We start from the raw sequence: 18,110 nt of genomic DNA, 5'->3' as shown, positions 1-18,110 counted from the left end.
TGTCTAAAAGTACTATTTTTACAGATATTTAAAAACCAACGTCGATGGAAAATATCAATATTGAAGATTTTAAAGTAAAAGGTAAAATAGAGTTGGGTGATTTTCTAACCAAGCTTCCAATTGATACGGAGAAAGAACAAGAAGAATTAGCTTTAGATGCGATTCAAAAAAAACTTTCTAAAAAGCAAGATGCTATGTATGCCCACAATCGTTATGCATTTTTAATTTGCTTGCAGGGAATGGATACCAGTGGAAAAGATAGTTTAATTCGTGAGGTTTTTAAAGAATTTAATCCCCGTGGAGTAGTAGTTCATAGTTTTAAAACGCCAAATGCAACGGAGTTAGAGCATGATTATTTATGGAGACATTATTTGGCGTTGCCTGAAAAGGGAAAATTTGCTGTTTTCAATCGTACCCATTATGAAAACGTATTGGTAACTCGTGTACATCCCGAATATATTTTGTTCGAAAACTTACCTGGAATTGAAAAAGTAGAAGATATCACGCCTCAATTTTGGGAAAACCGAATGGAACAGATTGTAAATTTTGAAAAGCACATTTCGCAAAACGGAACTAAAATTTTGAAGTTTTATTTTCATATGAGTAAAGAAGAACAAAGAAAACGTTTGTTGAAGCGTTTAGAGAATCCAGAAGATAATTGGAAATTCAGTACGGGCGATTTAAAAGAACGTGATCGTTGGGACGATTATATGAAATATTACGAAGAAGCGATCAATAAAACGGCTACTGATTTTGCCCCTTGGTATATTGTTCCTGCAGATGATAAAGGTGTTGCAAGATATATTGTAGCTAAAACGATCTGGGAAGAAATGCAAAAACTAACCGACATTACTGAACCTGAATTAGATCCAAAAGTAAAAGCGAATATTGAAGTGTATCGTGAACAGTTAAAAAAATAATTTTAAGAATACTAAAAATGAAAGTATATACAAAAACAGGTGACACCGGAACTACAGCATTATTTGGGGGTACACGTGTGCCAAAACATCATATCCGAATTGAGAGCTATGGGACAGTTGATGAATTGAATTCACATATTGGGTTGATTCGTGATCAAACCATTAATGATTTATATAAAAGTGTTTTGATTGAAGTACAAGACAGATTATTTACAGTTGGTGCTATTTTAGCAACACCACCTGAAAAAGAGACATTAAAGAATGGACAGCCTCGCTTACAAAACTTAGGAATAGTTGAATCAGATATTGAATTCTTAGAAAATGAAATCGATACCATGGAAGCGTCTTTACCGCCAATGACACATTTTGTGCTACCTGGCGGACATACAACTGTGTCATATTGTCATATTGCACGTTGCGTATGTCGAAGAGCTGAGCGTTTAGCGGTACACTTAAATGACATTGAGCCTACAGATGCGCGTGTAATTAAGTATCTAAACCGACTTTCTGACTATCTTTTTGTGTTGGCACGAAAGTTGTCTCATGATTTGAACGCAGATGAAGTACAATGGATTCCTAGAAAATAGTGTTCGGTACTTGGTTTTTAGTGTTCGCACGTATTAGTTTTACTAGAAAATAGTGTATTTAATTCATTTTTTGAATACTAAAAAAATACGTTCTTAAAAATTATTAAAAAAAGTAAAAAAAAACTTGATTTTTTGAGTAATAAATTTATTTTTGCATAAACTTAAATCGATAAAAAGATGTATTGGACATTAGAATTAGCGTCATATTTGAGTGATGCCCCTTGGCCAGCGACCAAAGACGAACTTATCGACTATGCTATCAGAACTGGAGCACCATTAGAAGTGGTGGAAAACTTGCAGTCTATAGAGGACGAAGGCGAAATCTATGAAATGATGGAAGAGATTTGGCCAGATTATCCTACGGACGAAGATTATCTTTGGAATGAGGATGAGTATTAAAAATAAATAAATGCAACAGAAAAAAGTCTCTTTACTGAGACTTTTTTTGTGGTTTCATGAGTAATTAAATAAAGAAAATTAAAATTATGAGTATCATCAATTCCATATTGAAGGCTTTTGTTGGAGATAAATCCGAGAAAGATGTAAAAGCAATTCAACCTATAATCACCAAAATAAAATCATTTGAGAGCGCTTTGCAAGCATTGTCTCATGATGAATTACGTAATAAAACAGCTGAATTTAAAGCTAAAATTCAATCTGCTCGTGCAGAAAAAGACGCTAAAATTGTTTCGTTAAAGAAAGATGCAGAGCAGACAGATGATATAGATGTACGTGAGGATATTTATGCTGAAATTGATAAAATCGAGAAAGAGGCTTATGAAATTTCTGAAAAAGTATTAAACGAAATTCTTCCAGAAGCTTTTGCAGTGGTAAAAGAAACCGCTCGTCGTTTTAAAGAAAACACTTCGATAACAGTAACAGCAACATCAAAGGATAGAGAATTATCAGCAACAAAAACATATATTGCTATAGAAGGGGATAATGCAACGTGGGCCAATTCATGGAATGCTGCAGGAAAAGCAATTACTTGGGATATGATTCACTATGACGTTCAGTTAATAGGGGGTGTTGTACTGCATCAGGGTAAAATTGCTGAAATGCAAACAGGAGAAGGGAAGACTTTGGTGGCAACATTACCATTGTATTTAAATGCCTTAACAGGAAACGGTGTGCATTTAGTTACGGTTAACGATTACTTGGCAAAACGTGACAGTACGTGGAAAGCACCATTGTTTGAGTTTCATGGTTTAACAGTGGATTGTATTGATAATCACCAGCCCAATTCTCCAGAAAGAAGAAAAGCATATGAAGCGGATATTACTTATGGAACAAATAACGAGTTTGGTTTCGATTATTTAAGAGATAATATGGCGCATGCGCCTGAAGATTTGGTACAACGTAAACACAATTACGCTATTGTTGATGAGGTCGACTCTGTGTTGATTGATGATGCAAGAACGCCTTTAATTATTTCTGGACCAGTTCCACAAGGAGACCGTCATGAGTTCTTAGAACTAAAACCAAAAGTTGAAAACTTGGTTACTTTGCAACGTAAATTAGCAACTGATTGCTTGACCGAAGCAAAGCGTTTGTTCAAAGAAGGGAATTCAAAAGACGCTGGTTTTTATTTGTTGCGTTCCCATAGAGCACTACCAAAGAGTAAAGCCTTGATCAAATTCTTATCAGAAGAAGGCGTTAAGCAATTACTCCAAAAAACAGAGAATTATTACATGCAAGATAACAACAGAGAAATGCCGAAAATTGATGAGGCATTATATTTTGTTATCGAAGAGAAAAACAATCAAGTTGAGTTAACAGATAACGGAATCCAGTTTTTATCAACTGATACGGATGCTCAGTTTTTTGTTTTACCTGATATTGGGACTGAAATTGCTAAAATAGAAAAGGCTAATCTTACTACAGAAGAAGAAGCAGAACAAAAAGAAGAATTGTTCAAAGATTTTTCTGTTAAATCAGAGCGTATTCACACATTAACCCAGTTGTTAAAAGCGTATACTTTATTTGAAAAAGATACCGAGTATGTTATCATGGACAATAAAGTAATGATTGTAGATGAGCAAACAGGTCGTATTATGGACGGTCGTCGTTACTCAGATGGTTTGCATCAAGCAATTGAGGCGAAAGAGAACGTAAAAATTGAAGCTGCAACGCAAACATTTGCTACGGTTACATTACAGAATTATTTCCGTATGTATAGTAAATTAGGAGGTATGACAGGAACTGCGTCAACTGAAGCAGGTGAGTTCTGGGAGATCTACAAATTAGATGTTGTAGAAATTCCTACCAATCGTCCGATGGCTCGTAAAGATAAAGATGATTTAATTTACAGAACGGTTCGTGAAAAATTCAACGCGGTAATTGAAGATGTGGTTGCGTTGTCTAATTCGGGAAGACCTGTACTGATTGGAACAACATCAGTAGAGATTTCAGAATTATTAAGTCGCATGTTGAAAATTAGAGGTATTCAACACAATGTATTGAATGCTAAAATGCACAAAAGTGAAGCTGAAATTGTAGCAGAAGCCGGAAAACCAGGAGTTGTTACGATTGCAACCAATATGGCAGGTCGTGGTACCGATATTAAATTATCAGACGAAGTAAAAAGAGCAGGAGGTTTAGCAATTATTGGAACGGAACGTCACGATTCACGTCGTGTTGACCGTCAGTTGCGTGGTCGTGCGGGTCGTCAAGGAGATGTGGGTAGTTCGCAATTTTATGTTTCTTTGGAAGATAACTTAATGCGTTTGTTCGGTTCTGAAAGAGTTGCGAAAGTGATGGATAGAATTGGTCTAAAAGAAGGAGAAGTAATTCAACATTCGATGATGACAAAATCTATCGAGAGAGCACAGAAAAAAGTAGAAGAAAATAACTTTGGAGTTCGTAAGCGTCTATTGGAATACGATGACGTTATGAATGCTCAAAGAGAAGTAGTATACAAGAGAAGACGTCATGCTTTACATGGCGAACGTTTGAAAGTGGATATTGCTAATATGATGTATGATACTTGTGAATTGGTTGTAGAACAAAATAAATTAGCAGGAGATTTTAAAAACTACGAATTCGAATTGATTCGTTACTTTTCAATTAGTTCGCCCGTTTCAGAAGCTGAATTTACTAAGCTGTCTAACCGAGATATTACAGGAAAAACGTACAAAGCTGTTTTAGAACATTACAACGATAAAATTGCTAGAAATGCTGCGGAAGCATTCCCAATTATCAAAAATGTTTATGAAAACAACAACGGTCAATATTTACGAATTGTTGTTCCTTTTACAGATGGAATCAAATCGCTGAATGTAGTAACCGATTTAGAAAAAGCATATACTTCAGAAGGAAAATCATTGGTAGCTGATTTTGAGAAAAATATCACTTTAGCTATTGTAGATGAAGCATGGAAAAAACATTTACGTAAAATGGATGAGTTGAAACAGTCGGTACAATTGGCTGTTCATGAACAAAAAGATCCTTTATTGATTTATAAATTTGAAGCATTCAACTTGTTTAAAAAAATGATTGATGATGTAAATAAAGAAGTGATCTCATTTTTATTCAAAGGAGATTTACCTTCTCAAAGTCCGTCAGAAATCCAAGAAGCAAAGCAAGTACGTCAAAAACAAAATTACACGGAAACTAAAGAAGATTTAGATAGTGATGATGCTGCTTCACAAGCAAGAAGAGCTGGAGAAATGGCAAGTCAAAGACCTCAAGTAACCGAGACTATTACTAGAGAAATGCCGAAAATTAATCGTAACGACACCGTTACTATAAAACATGTACTAAGTGGGAAAACTGAAACCATGAAATTTAAAAAGGCTGAAAGCATGTTGGCTTCTGGAGATTGGGTTTTGGTGCACTAAAAGTTTAGCACATAAAGTGAAAAGTCCTCAATTATTTTGTAATTGAGGATTTTTTTATGTTTTAAATTTACCGATAATCGTATTAAAAATTGTGGTTAATTTTCTATATTTGATAAATTTAAAACTTTTCAAATGAAATCTAAAATCCTTTTTATCGCAATCTTTGTTTTGCAAACAGTTACTGGTTTTTCACAAGACATGAACACTTTAAAGACAGAAGCTTTAAAATCATATAAAGCCGGTGCTAATATGAACTATGACGTAATTTTTGAAACGACTTACCCTAAGTTATTTGATATTATACCTAAAGAACAAATGAAGGAAATGTTTTCTCAAATGATGGAGAACGAACAGTTCATTTTAAAATTAGTTGAGGTGGAGCCTAATTTTTCATTTTCTGAAATTAAAACGGTTGAAAACAAGAAGTTTTGCGTTATTGATCATAGAAACGTTATGGTGATGACTTTTAAATCACCAGTTACAGAGGTAGAAGAAATGAAAAGTAGTTTTAAAGAAATAATGGGTGCTGAAACCATTGAATTTGACAAAGCTACGAACTCGTTCAGAATCGAATCTCGTGCTACATTATTAGCTGTTTCAGATGAGTTAACAAATGGAACATGGAAATTCTTAAACAAAGACAAAGACAATGTAATTTTTGCAATGGTTTTCAATGATAAAATTCAAAAAGAATTAGGATTTTAATATGAACGAAAACGAAATTATATTTTCTGATTTTTTCAACCAAGTTAGAGCAAGTATTACTAATGGCACTTTTGCTAAGTTAACGCTTGCTAAAACGGTTGGGAAACCAGAGTTACAAAACATTTACGTAAAAACTATCGTAGAAGACAACAGTTTAAAATTGGCGATGACGTATAAGATTTATACGACTGAAAAACAAGAATTGGTAAAAATCTGCAAATTAGACGATTTAGAAGCAGAACTCATTCCACATATCAATAACCCATTTTTATCCGCTTTGTTATTTACAACCGAAGCTGATATTACTATGAAATTGAATAAAAAGAGAAATGCTAGCATTATCGAACAACCACCAACGTTCAAAAATGCGGATGTAAGTTTGGTGGAGTTTTTGAATTTAAAGTAAAAAATGAAACCTACCATTTTAATAAATGGTCTTTAGTTATATTCGGAGGATTTTTATTCTCCGTTTTTAGTTTAACTTGTTTGCAAAATTTTCTAATTCCTGTCTCCTGTTATTATCATTCAAATGAAATGAATTATTTTATAGGTTTATTTTTTAGTGCATTATTCGCCAGAAAAGAATATCCTGATCCAAATTTAACAAATTTTATTGTTACGTCTTTGGTAGGAAGTTCAATTGGATTTGTGATTTTTAAAAAGTTTACGAAGCAATAAAATTATTCTCCATCAGGAAAAATCTTACCAGGATTCAAAACATTATTTGGGTCAAAAATGGCTTTAATGCGTTCCATTAATTCCAAATGTACTTTTGAAAACGCAATATCCATGTAGTTTTTTTGTACTAAACCAATACCGTGTTCACCAGAGAGTGTTCCTTTTAAACCAACGGTTAATTCAAAAATTTCACGAATTCCTTTTGGGACTTCCGTTTTCCAATTTTCATCGGTCATGTTGCCTTTGATGATGTTGACGTGTAAATTACCATCGCCCGCATGTCCATAACAAACCGATTGAAAACCATATTTTGTGCCAATTTCTTTGATACCTTTTAATAATTTTGGTAATTCATATCTTGGAACAACGGTATCTTCTTCTTTATAAATCGAATTCGCTTTCACCGCTTCCGCTACAGAGCGACGCATTTTCCAAAGGGCATTTTTTTGTTCTTCGGAGTCGGCAAATAATACTTCGTCAATTTCAAATTGCTCTACGACTGCCAAAATTTGTTCGGCTTCTTGCATCAAAATTTCTGGATAATTGCCATCCACTTCAATCAACAAATGTGCTTGAACGTTATCTTTGACTTCTACATTCAAATCCTCGACAAATTTCAAAGTCCAATCAATCGCATCGCGTTCCATAAATTCTAAAGCGCTTGGCACAATTCCTGCTCTAAAAATAGCTGACACCGCTTCACATGCTTGTTCTGCTTTATAAAACGGTACCAAAAGTAAAACGTTGTGTTTATTTTGAGGGATTAATTTCAATACAATTTTGGTTACGATTCCTAAAGTTCCCTCGCTTCCCACCATCAATTGGGTAAGGTTGTAGCCAGTCGAATTTTTCAAAGTATTAGCGCCTGTCCATATGATGTCACCAGTTGGTAAAACCACTTCTAAATTTAGTACATAATCTTTGGTAACACCATATTTCAGAGCTCTCGCACCACCTGAATTTTCAGCAATATTTCCACCAATAAAACAACTTCCCATGCTACTTGGATCAACAGGATAAAACAAGCCTTTTTCAGCAACCGCTTCTCTTAAAACTTGAGTAATTACACCAGGTTCGGTAGTAACTTGTAAATTTTGTTCATCAATTTCAATGATTTTATTAAAGCGTTCCATTGAAATCGCAATGCCACCATAAATCGATAAAGCGCCACCACTCAAACCCGTACGCGCTCCAATCGGCGTAGTCGGAATTTTATAGGTGTTGGAGATTTTTAAAATTTGCGCTACTTCTTCTGTATTGGCAGGTTTCACCACAACATGAGGCGGAAAACTCAGATCTTCTGTTTCGTCGTGACCATACGTTTTTCGTGTAGCTTCATCAGTAAAAATATAAGCCGAACCAACAATATTTTCAAGCGCAAGTATTATTTCAGGATTCATAGTGTGAAATTGAAGTGTAAAGATAAGTATTTGGGAAATAATTTTTTATTTTTTGGAACACAGATTTAACCGATTAGACGGATTTACAAAGATCTTTCATAGCAAACTTTTCATGCTGCAAGTCTCTCTTTTATGTATTTGGGCACACAATGAATTCAACTTAAACTTATATGTCTAATATGTTTAAAACATAGTGAAACTTCGTGCAAAACTTTGAGAAACTTTGTGCTAGAAAACTACAAACTCAAAACCCAATACCAAAAAGCCACCGTCAACAAAGACAATGGAATTCCAATTCCAATCATCATGCTACTTAATTTTGGTTTTAATCCGTAGTTGGTGGCTAAAATTGCTCCCGTAATCATTGGCGCCATGGCAGATTCCATGATAGAAACATCGATTTCTAATCCTTTTCCGTTCCATACTATTTTGTAAAGTAAGAAGAAAAAAGCGGGCATCAAAATCAATTTGAAAAGTAAGCCTAAAGTTAAGAAACGCCAATGTTTACTTCGCGTATCAATCTTTAATTGCAATCCAACGGCTACTAAAGCTACTGGTGTTACTGTATTTCCGATTCGTAAAAATGAACGCTGTAAAGCTTCTGGAAATTCAAGTTTAAAGATAGTACAACAAAGTGCAATCGTAAAAGCGATAAAAGGCGGGAATTTTACAATTTTCAATACGATTTCGGAAGTACTTGAATTCCCTCGTGAAAAACTCGCTGCGACTAGAATTCCTAATGTAGTTACGACTACGAATGAACCCGGCTGATCAACGATGATGGCGGTTTTCAATCCTTCGGCCCCATATAAAGCTTCAATAATAGGGAAACCAACGAAGGAAGTATTGCTTAATCCCCCTGTTAAAATCAAACAGCCAATTAGCTTTTTCGACCATTTGAAATAGGTTCCTAATGTATAGAAAAAAACAAATGACAATCCAAAACCTAACCATGCAATTCCTAACGGATATAATAAAGCGAGTGAAATGGTGATTTTTGGAATATAATATAGTGCCATTGCAGGAAGCGAAACGTATATTACGTATTGATTTAAACTTTGATACGCATTTTTAGGAAATTGCGGCACCTTTTGAAGCGCAATGCCTAAAATTAAACATAAAAATAGAAGAATAATGTTTTCCATGTCATAAAATCAAGTTCACAAAGGTAAATAAACCCTGATATTTAAATGTTTTGAATTCCTACAATTTTTGTATTTTTACAAAAAGCAAAATTCCTTTTGAAAACACCTAGTAAAAAATCGGCACTTTCAGAAATTCATGGTGTAGCCCAACCCGATACGTTGAGTACGGTTGTCGCGCATCAAATTCAACAATTCCGAAGAAAACAACCTTCGGCAGAGGAATTGATTGCTGGAATTTTAAAAGGTGATAAAACCGCTTTGAGTCGCGCTATTACTTTGGTTGAAAGTACTAATCCTGAACATTTAGCTAAAGCGAATGAAGTGATAAAAGGTTGTTTGCCACATGCGAATGAATCCGTTCGTATTGGAATTACGGGTGTTCCCGGTGTTGGAAAAAGTACGTTTATTGAAGCTTTTGGAAAATATCTCACTTCCATCGGAAAAAAAGTAGCTGTTTTAGCGGTTGACCCAAGTTCATCTATCAGTCACGGAAGTATTTTGGGCGATAAAACCCGAATGGAAGAATTGGTAAAAGATGAAAATGCTTACATTCGGCCAAGTGCTTCAGGTGATACATTAGGTGGAGTTGCCAGAAAGACTCGTGAAACTATCATTCTTTGTGAAGCTTGTGGTTTTGATACGATTATTATTGAAACCGTTGGAGTAGGGCAAAGTGAAACTGCCGTTCACAGTATGGTCGATTTCTTTCTATTGTTAAAAATTGCAGGGGCAGGCGATGAGTTACAAGGTATTAAACGCGGTATTATGGAAATGGCGGACACAATTGTCATTAACAAAGCGGATGGTGATAATGTGGCGAAAGCGAAATTAGCTAAAACCGAATTCAATAGAGCCTTACATTTATTTCCAGCCAAATCTTCGGGTTGGATTCCGAAAGTGACGACTTGTAGCGCATATGAGAAAACCGGAATTGATGGGATTTGGGAAATTATTTCCGAGTATTTCGAATTGGTAAAATCGAATCACTATTTCGAAGAAAAGCGTCAGAATCAAAACCAATTTTGGATGATGGAAACAATTAATGAACAATTAAAAAATCATTTTTACAATCATCCGAATATCATGCAACTATTAGAAGAAAATAAAAAAGCCTTGCAAAACAATGAAATTTCACCTTTTGCAGCGGCTATGAGTTTGTTGGAACGATATTTTAAAGGCTAAGAATTAATTTTATTAAACAGATAAATGCCCCAAAAAGACAAATAAAAATAAATATCCAATATTTTATAATATTGCTTTTTGTTGTTATTTCTTCAAATTTTTTCGTTCTTCTTACAGAAATATTCCATTGTTTTAATCCATAAAATATAAATGCAGAAAGTAAGAAAAAACAGGTGTAGAAAAAATTTTCCCAGCTTTTTGACTGAAATTCTAAAATTGAAAGAAACATTACTCTCTAATTAATTTAATATCTGAACACTTTTTACTTATCACTGAACACTATTCCTCCTCGTAACGTTCAATTTCTCTATCGTAGAATTCTCCGGCAATGGTAATTAAATGTTCCATTTCTGATTCCAATTCTTTTTCGTCTTCTTCTTCGATGTCTTCTAAAAATTCTACTTCGTCATCTTTTAAATTGATAACGAATCTTGGATATTCTAAATGGATTACGAAAATATCTTCTGGAAAATCGGTATTATCACCGATTACAAATTTTGGTAAGTTCATGTTTTTATGATTTTAATTTCTTCTTTTTATTGTAATTGAACTTGTCCCGAAGCTTCGGGATTGGTTTGCACTTGAACCAGTTTTTTGGTTAGATAATTAAAGCGAATATACAAAAAGATCGCTGCAGCTGTTAATCCAGCTAAAAGTCCAATCCAAACGCCAACGGCTTTTAATTCGGTTTCTAATCCTAAGTAGATGGATATTGGAAATCCAATTACCCAATATGCTATAAAAGTAATATACATTGGTATTTTCGCATCTTGCAATCCACGAAGTGCTCCTAAAACCACTACTTGTAAACCATCAGAAATTTGAAAAACAGCAGCTACCAAAAGTAAATTAGACGAAATCGCAATTACCTCCAAGTTTTCGGTTAGGTTTTTAGCATCGTTGATGTCTACAAAAATATAAGGTAAATGGGAGTGTAAAACCACAAATAATAAAGCAAAAAAGACTTCGATAATAATGGTTAATAAGAAAATGGAAATCGCTACTTTTCGCAAGGTCACATAATCATTCAAGCCTTTTTGATTTCCAATACGAATCATAGCCGTGACACTTAATCCCATAGCAAACATAAAGGTTACAGATGCCAAACTCAAAGCAACTTGATTAGCGGCTTGACTGGTTGTCCCAATCATACCACATAACCAAATAGCACCCGTAAACAAGGCTACTTCAAAGAACATTTGCATGGCGGAAGGCATCCCAATTTTTATAATTTTTTGATTGACTTCTTTTTTAATTTCTTTCAAACTAAAACCTTTGAAATAAGGATGAAATTTTGGTTTTAAATTCATCATGTAATGCATAAAACCTAACATCACAAAGCGAGAAACAATTGTTCCTACAGCAGCACCTACGATTCCCCATTTTGGAAAAATCCAAATTCCGTAGATTAAAAAATAGTTGATAACCACATTGGTAATATTTCCAATGATAGTTGCCCACATGGAATATTTCGTTTCGCTTAAACCATCGGCAAATTGTTTGTATGCTTGGTACATAATTAAGGGAATCAACGAAAAACCTACGATATCAAGATACGGTTTTGCCATCTCCACTACAGCTTCTGGCTGTCCCATGTAAGCAATAAGTGGTTTCGAAAAGAAAATTAAAGTGAATAAAGCCACACCTAAAATCGTACACAAATACAACCCGTGATGAAAAGCAGAACGACCGCCAGCCACATCATTTTTTCCATCAGATTCGGCAACTAAAGGGGTAATGGCAGTTGAAAATCCGATTCCTAAAGACATTGCAATGAAAACAAAACTGTTTCCTAATGACACAGCGGCCAATTCGGTTGGGCCTAATTTCCCAACCATGATGTTATCGACAATTCCTACAATTGTATGGCCTATCATTCCTAAAATAATAGGGTAGGCAAGTTTCAAGTTATATGAAAATTCTTTAGAGTAGTCAGAAAAAGTCATTTTGGCAATTTTGTGGCAAAGGTAGTTATTTTGAAAAGTAATTCAATGAAAAAAACCTGTCAGGATTCTAAATCGAGACAGGTTCAAATATGGTGAGTTAATTTTATTCTTTTGTATGAATATTTCGTGTATCACTTTCTATAATCCCATCTCGTAAACGAATAATTCTGTGCGCATAAGCGGCAATATCTTCTTCGTGTGTTACCAAAATTACCGTATTTCCGTTGGCGTGAATTTCGTTGAATAAATTCATGATTTCTACCGACGTTTTACTATCTAAGTTTCCGGTTGGCTCATCGGCTAAAATGATAGAAGGTTTGTTCACCAAAGCTCTCGCCACCGCCACACGCTGACGTTGACCACCCGATAACTGATTCGGTTTATGGTCCATACGGTCTTGAAGTCCCACTTGTGTTAATACTTCAGTAGCACGCTCCACACGTTCTGATTTCGAATGGCCTGCATACACCATTGGTAAAGCAACATTATCCAAAGCCGTCGTTCTTGGCATCAAGTTGAAGGTTTGAAAAACGAATCCAATTTCTTTGTTACGAATTCCAGCCAATTCGTCGTCTTGCATTTCACTTACGTGTTTTCCGTTCAAAATGTAAGTTCCAGAAGTGGGTGTGTCCAAACAACCTAAAATATTCATTAAAGTGGATTTTCCAGAACCTGAAGGTCCCATCAACGCTACATATTCGCCTTTATTGATTTCTAAATCGATGCCTTTTAATACATATACGATCTCGTTTCCTAAAGGAAAATCTCTTTTGATATTGGTTATTTTAATTAACGGATTTGCCATAATGAAATTAGAATTTAGCCTCTCGACTTCACTCGAGATGACACTATTATTGATATAACACTATTATAAGTAGAAAAACAAAGGAATTTGTTACAATTAAAAACGAATTCTTTCAAACAAGTGAGAACTAATCGTTTTATTCGGATTGATGATGAAATGTTCTTTTTCTTGCTCGGCTCTAAAAAACACGATTCCCCATTGAAAGGTGTCAATTGTCACCGAAACTTTTGGATGATTTTTGATAATTTCCCAAGCTTCTTCCATATCGGCTGACCAATGAATGTCATCGAAAATCCAAACGGAATCATTTGAAATCGTTGGTAGTAAAGCCTCAAAATAATCTAAAGTAGCTTTTTTGGAATGGTTGCCATCGAAGTAAATTAGTTGGCAGTGTTCAGTGTTCAGTTTACAGTTACTCAGATAGTCTTCAAATCTTGTGTTTACACATTCAACATTATTGATATTGAATTTTTGTAATTGCATTTGACATTGATTAGTTGTACTTAGACAACCTTCTAATGAAATTATTTTTGCATTTTTATTGCCTAATGATAGGGCAGAAGTAGCCAATCCTAATGAAGTGCCAATTTCTAAAATGCTTTTGGGTTGAAAATAACGAACAATTCTAAAAAGTAGTTCTGCATTTTTTGGATTAATTCCAGCGGTTTGTGCAATTTTTGAGATTTCTCTTGTATTCGATTTAAAAACTCTTGAACCTACGCCAAAATCCGTTACTTCAATCGTATTTTTATTTTCTAAAAGCGATTTTCGATACGATTTTAATACTTCATATTCTAGATATTTGGTGTTGTCATAAAAACATTTCGTAACCAAATCAAACACAAATGGTGAATGCACTCCATGTTCGTTTTTGGAATGGAAAAGGAATTTTAGATATGATTTGATTAAATGCTGCATTTTATAGTGATTAGTGAAAAGTGACTAGTAATTAGTCTGGCTATTCACTAATTACTATTCACTAATTACTTTATTATTCCATTTTCGAACTCAATTCAAACCAACGTTCTTCTTTTTCTTCTAAAGTTTGAATAATTTTTTGCAACTCGTTAGCTTTCACTTCAATTTTATCGTCTGTCACTTTTCCGTCGGCGAATTCTTGTTCGATTTGTTTTTTATTATATTCTAAATCTTTGATTTCTTTTTCAATTTTATTGAACTCTTTTTGCTCATTGAAACTCAATCCTGTTGAAACCGTTTGTTTTTCTTTCCAATTTGTTTTTTCAGTACTAACCGAATTCAGAACTTTTGGTTCAGCCGAATCTTCATACGCTCTAAAATCCGAATAATTTCCTGGAAAATCTTCAATTTCGCCTTCGCCTCTAAATACAAACAAGTGATCCACGATTTTATCCATGAAATATCTGTCGTGACTCACCACTAACAAACAACCAGGATAATCTAAAAGGAAACTCTCTAAAACATTTAGTGTTACAATATCTAAGTCATTCGTTGGCTCATCTAAAATCAAGAAATTTGGATTTTGAATTAAGACCGTACATAAATATAAACGTTTTAATTCGCCACCACTTAATTTTTCTACGAAATCATATTGTTTTTTAGCATCAAATAAGAAACGTTCCAATAATTGCGAAGCTGAAATAATTTTCCCTTTCGTCAACGGAATATATTCGCCATATTCTTTGATGATATCAATTACCTTTTGTCCTGGTTTCGGATTGATTCCGCTTTGTGTGTAATAGCCAATTTGAATCGTATCACCAATAATCACCTTCCCCGAATCAGGTTGCATGGTTTGGGTTAAAATGTTTAAGAAAGTCGATTTTCCTGTTCCATTTTTACCAATAATTCCAATGCGTTCGCCACGCTGGAATGAATAGCTGAAATCTTTTAAAATGGTTCTATCAGGGAAGTTTTTATTCACTTTTACCATTTCGATAATCTTACTTCCCATGCGCTCCATGTTGATCTCGAGCTCTACTACATTTTCTTTTCTTCGACTTTCGGCAACTTCTTTGATTTTATAAAAATCATCTTGACGTGATTTCGATTTGGTAGTTCTAGCTTTGGGCTGACGACGCATCCAAGCCAATTCTTTTACAAATAAGTTTTGAGCTTTATCGATACTCGCATTTTCAGAAGCTAAACGCTCTTCTTTTTTGGCTAAATAATAGGAGTAATTTCCTTTGTATTGATAGATTTTACCGTTGTCTAATTCGATGATTTCATTACAAACACGTTCTAAAAAGAAACGGTCGTGTGTCACCATGAACAAGGTTATATTTTCTTTTGCAAAATAATCCTCAAGCCATTCAATCATCTCTAAATCCAAGTGATTGGTTGGCTCATCTAAAATCAATAAATCAGGTTTACTAATTAAGATAATGGCTAACGATAATCGCTTTTTTTGTCCACCCGACATGTTTTTGACTTTCATTTTCAAGTCTTCCAACTTCAGTTTGTACAAAATTTGCTTGAATTGCGTTTCAAAATCCCAAGCATTATGGCGATCCATATCATCAAAAGCTCTTTGATACGCTTCTTCATCATTCGGATTTTCTAGAGCTTTTTCGTAACGTTCAATTACTTTTAGAATTTCATTATCCGAAGCAAAAATATTTTCTTCAATGGTTAATTCGTCTTGCAAATTATTGTTTTGCGACAGAAACGCCATTTTAATTTCTTTACGAATGATAACTTGACCTGTATCGGGTTCATCTAAACCATTAATCATGTTCATAATGGTGGTTTTTCCAGAACCGTTTTTAGCGATAAAAGCTATTTTTTGATCCTTGTTAATGCCAAACGAAACGTTGTCAAACAACACACGTTCGCCGTAGGATTTCGATATATTTTCGACTGATAAGTAATTCATAGTAATTTAGAATTCAGAAATTTGAATTTAGAATTGCAAAAATAGACTATTGCAATTGATGGTACAATGTTTTAGAATAAATAAAAAGCCATCATTTCTGACGGCTTTGTATTGATTATTTTAAAATTTCTACTTCTAAATGACTTTCTTCAAAGATTTTAATTAAAGCCTTAGTGTAATCTTGTTTTTCAGCCAAGTATGGATTCTCTAAAAATTGCTGTGGGTTAACAGCAATTAACGGATACCAAGTACTTTGTACTTGAATTTGAATTTTATGTCCTTTTTTGAAGGTGTGTAACACATCTTGCAATCTAAAATTAACTTCCGTTGTTGCGTTTGGTGTTAAAGCTTCTGGTTTTTCGAAACTATTTCTAAAACGAGCGGGCATCACTTCGCTACGAACCATTTGGTGATAGTTGGCATAAAGTACATTTGGTTTGTCCTTATTTTGAGGTTCGTCTGCGGGATATACATCGATTATTTTTACAATAAAATCAGCATCAGTTGCAGTTGAAGCAATTTTTAATTTAGCCATAATTTCACCTGCTAGCGTAACATCTTCTGTTAAGTAATCAGTAGTAAACGTAACGACGTCTGGACGACTTAAAGCAAATCTTTGGTCTTCCGTCATGTAATTTCTTGGTGTAAAACCATTATATTCTGCGTAATTGATACTGCTTGGAACCGGATTGTTCGGATCGCTGTAGTATTCGCTGAAATTTGCTGATTGACCTTTTTGGGTTTCTAATTTTCCATTTGAGCTTAGATAGAAATTCAGTTTAGTACTTTCTTTTGGAGGCCAATTTTGGAATGTTTTCCATTCTTTTTTTCCTGTATCAAACATATAAGCTTCTGGAAGTTGAGCAGCTTCTTTAGATTTTTCTTTTAAATAATGATTAAAGAATTTATGTTCGATATTCTTTTGATAAAAAGTAGCGATACTATCTCCAAAATAGATGTCGTTGTGATAATGTTTACCTGCTTCTCTCGACCATCCTCCGTGAGAAAATGGTCCCATTACGATGGTGTTTTTTGCTTTAGGATTATTTTTTTCAATTGTTTTATAAATGTTCAATGGTCCGGCTAAGTCTTCAGCATCGTACCAACCACCTACGGTCATCACTGCGTGATCAATTCCCTTTAAATGAGGCAATAAATTTCTTGATTTCCAGAAATCATCATAATTAGGGTGATTTACAATTTCTTGCATGAAAAAATTATCCTTGTAATATTTATCTACACCATCTTTTAAAGTACCCATTTCTCTGTAAAAAATGGAACCATCTCTTGAAATTGTTTTGATGGATTGGTCTGAATACCAAGATTTGGTTTCAGGTTTCGTTTTTTGAACTCCAAAAACAGGGAAAGTTTTGAAATATCCCATTAAAAATGCACCATTATGATGAAAATCATCGAAAAAGAAATCTGAAATTGGAGCTTGAGGCGAAGATGCAACTAAAGCAGGATGATTGGCTAAAGTTCCAACAGCAGTGTAAAATCCGGGATATGAAGTTCCATATTGTCCAACTTTTCCGTTATTATTTTTGATGTTTTTGATTAACCAGTCAATCGTATCGTAAGTATCCGTACTTTCATCAACATCTTTCTTTGATTTTTTGGAAACTTGAGGCGTCATGTTGGTAAATGTACCTTCACTCATGTATCTTCCTCGAACATCTTGATAAACAAAAATGTATTGGTCCTTTTGTAAAAATACATTTGGTCCCAAAGCCTTTTTATAATTGTCTTCCCCGTAAGGTGCAATGCTATAACAAGTTCGTTGCATCAAAATAGGATATTTTTTACTTGAAGCAATATCTTTTGGAGTGTAGATGGCTGTAAAAAGTTTTGTACCGTCTCGCATAGGAATATACACTTCCTTTTTGTCATAATTAGCTTTTATATCCTCTTGCGAGAAAATTGAAAATGATAATAAAAATAAAATTAGGGCAATTATTTTTTTCATAAAAATTATTTTAATTTTCGAAGATATTAAGTTTTTGTTCAAAATTTAGATGGACTAATGTTAAAATTAAACTTTTAATTATA

At 34.1% G+C, this 18,110-nt stretch carries 16 protein-coding genes; 8 read left to right on the top strand and 8 right to left on the bottom strand.

Translation table 11 applies throughout. The annotated features are described in order from the left end of the window. Positions 1-44 precede the first annotated feature (44 nt). The 7 genes from BUE95_RS00490 to BUE95_RS13610 all read left to right on the top strand — a co-directional run bounded on the left by BUE95_RS00490 (position 45) and on the right by BUE95_RS13610 (position 6,729). Entirely contained in the window at positions 45-920 is an 876-nt protein-coding gene (locus BUE95_RS00490) for a PPK2 family polyphosphate kinase (RefSeq protein ID WP_073580420.1), read from the top strand. 17 nt (positions 921-937) lie between these two features. Continuing rightward, positions 938-1,507 carry a cob(I)yrinic acid a,c-diamide adenosyltransferase gene (locus BUE95_RS00485; RefSeq protein WP_073580418.1) on the top strand — a complete coding sequence of 190 codons (570 nt, stop codon included), beginning with the start codon at positions 938-940 and terminating at the stop codon, positions 1,505-1,507. Between the two features lie 177 nt (positions 1,508-1,684). After that, positions 1,685-1,906, top strand: a complete 222-nt coding sequence (locus BUE95_RS00480; protein WP_073580416.1) for a DUF2795 domain-containing protein — start codon at positions 1,685-1,687, stop codon at positions 1,904-1,906. Between the two features lie 86 nt (positions 1,907-1,992). Beyond that, positions 1,993-5,346 (top strand): preprotein translocase subunit SecA, encoded by a 3,354-nt coding sequence (gene secA / locus BUE95_RS00475; RefSeq protein WP_073580413.1) that lies wholly within the window; start codon positions 1,993-1,995, stop codon positions 5,344-5,346. Between the two features lie 132 nt (positions 5,347-5,478). Continuing rightward, positions 5,479-6,051 (top strand): hypothetical protein, encoded by a 573-nt coding sequence (locus BUE95_RS00470; RefSeq protein WP_073580411.1) that lies wholly within the window; start codon positions 5,479-5,481, stop codon positions 6,049-6,051. Position 6,052: 1 nt separating this feature from the next. Then, positions 6,053-6,457, top strand: coding sequence for a hypothetical protein (locus BUE95_RS00465; protein WP_073580409.1), 405 nt, complete (start codon positions 6,053-6,055; stop codon positions 6,455-6,457). A 128-nt stretch (positions 6,458-6,585) separates the two neighbouring features. Next, complete coding sequence (locus BUE95_RS13610; RefSeq protein ID WP_159433486.1) at positions 6,586-6,729, top strand: hypothetical protein; 144 nt, start codon at positions 6,586-6,588, stop codon at positions 6,727-6,729. A 2-nt stretch (positions 6,730-6,731) separates the two neighbouring features. On the opposite strand, the gene BUE95_RS00460 is transcribed toward BUE95_RS13610, so the two are convergent. Both BUE95_RS00460 and BUE95_RS00455 read right to left on the bottom strand, forming a co-directional pair. Then, positions 6,732-8,129 carry an FAD-binding oxidoreductase gene (locus BUE95_RS00460; RefSeq protein WP_073580407.1) on the bottom strand — a complete coding sequence of 466 codons (1,398 nt, stop codon included), beginning with the start codon at positions 8,127-8,129 and terminating at the stop codon, positions 6,732-6,734. A gap of 236 nt (positions 8,130-8,365) precedes the next feature. Continuing rightward, the gene (locus BUE95_RS00455; protein WP_073580405.1) at positions 8,366-9,274 is read right to left on the bottom strand and encodes an AEC family transporter; all 909 of its coding nucleotides are present in this window, start codon (positions 9,272-9,274) and stop codon (positions 8,366-8,368) included. A 96-nt stretch (positions 9,275-9,370) separates the two neighbouring features. Here BUE95_RS00455 and meaB point away from each other — a divergent pair, with 96 nt between their 5' ends. Beyond that, a complete protein-coding gene (gene meaB / locus BUE95_RS00450; RefSeq protein WP_073580403.1) occupies positions 9,371-10,456 on the top strand; it encodes a methylmalonyl Co-A mutase-associated GTPase MeaB in 1,086 nt (361 codons plus the stop codon). Between the two features lie 279 nt (positions 10,457-10,735). Here the strand turns inward: meaB and BUE95_RS00445 are convergent, their stop codons facing one another. The 6 genes from BUE95_RS00445 to BUE95_RS00420 form a co-directional block, all read right to left on the bottom strand. Then, positions 10,736-10,966, bottom strand: a complete 231-nt coding sequence (locus BUE95_RS00445; RefSeq protein WP_073580401.1) for a hypothetical protein — start codon at positions 10,964-10,966, stop codon at positions 10,736-10,738. Positions 10,967-10,992: 26 nt separating this feature from the next. Next, complete coding sequence (locus BUE95_RS00440) at positions 10,993-12,402, bottom strand: MATE family efflux transporter (RefSeq protein WP_073580399.1); 1,410 nt, start codon at positions 12,400-12,402, stop codon at positions 10,993-10,995. Between the two features lie 103 nt (positions 12,403-12,505). Then, positions 12,506-13,207 (bottom strand): ABC transporter ATP-binding protein, encoded by a 702-nt coding sequence (locus tag BUE95_RS00435; RefSeq protein ID WP_073580397.1) that lies wholly within the window; start codon positions 13,205-13,207, stop codon positions 12,506-12,508. Between the two features lie 96 nt (positions 13,208-13,303). After that, entirely contained in the window at positions 13,304-14,125 is an 822-nt protein-coding gene (locus BUE95_RS00430) for an O-methyltransferase (RefSeq protein ID WP_073580395.1), read from the bottom strand. Positions 14,126-14,198: 73 nt separating this feature from the next. Then, positions 14,199-16,061 (bottom strand): ABC-F family ATP-binding cassette domain-containing protein, encoded by a 1,863-nt coding sequence (locus BUE95_RS00425; RefSeq protein WP_073580393.1) that lies wholly within the window; start codon positions 16,059-16,061, stop codon positions 14,199-14,201. Positions 16,062-16,176: 115 nt separating this feature from the next. Continuing rightward, positions 16,177-18,027: a CocE/NonD family hydrolase gene (locus BUE95_RS00420; RefSeq protein WP_073580391.1), complete on the bottom strand. Its 1,851-nt coding sequence runs from the start codon at positions 18,025-18,027 to the stop codon at positions 16,177-16,179. Positions 18,028-18,110: the final 83 nt, after the last annotated feature.

This window comes from Flavobacterium cucumis (assembly GCF_900148835.1).
In the GTDB taxonomy this organism is placed as follows: domain Bacteria; phylum Bacteroidota; class Bacteroidia; order Flavobacteriales; family Flavobacteriaceae; genus Flavobacterium; species Flavobacterium cucumis.
Note: the sequence above shows the minus strand (reverse complement) of the source record. Positions and strands in the feature narration are given on the sequence as shown.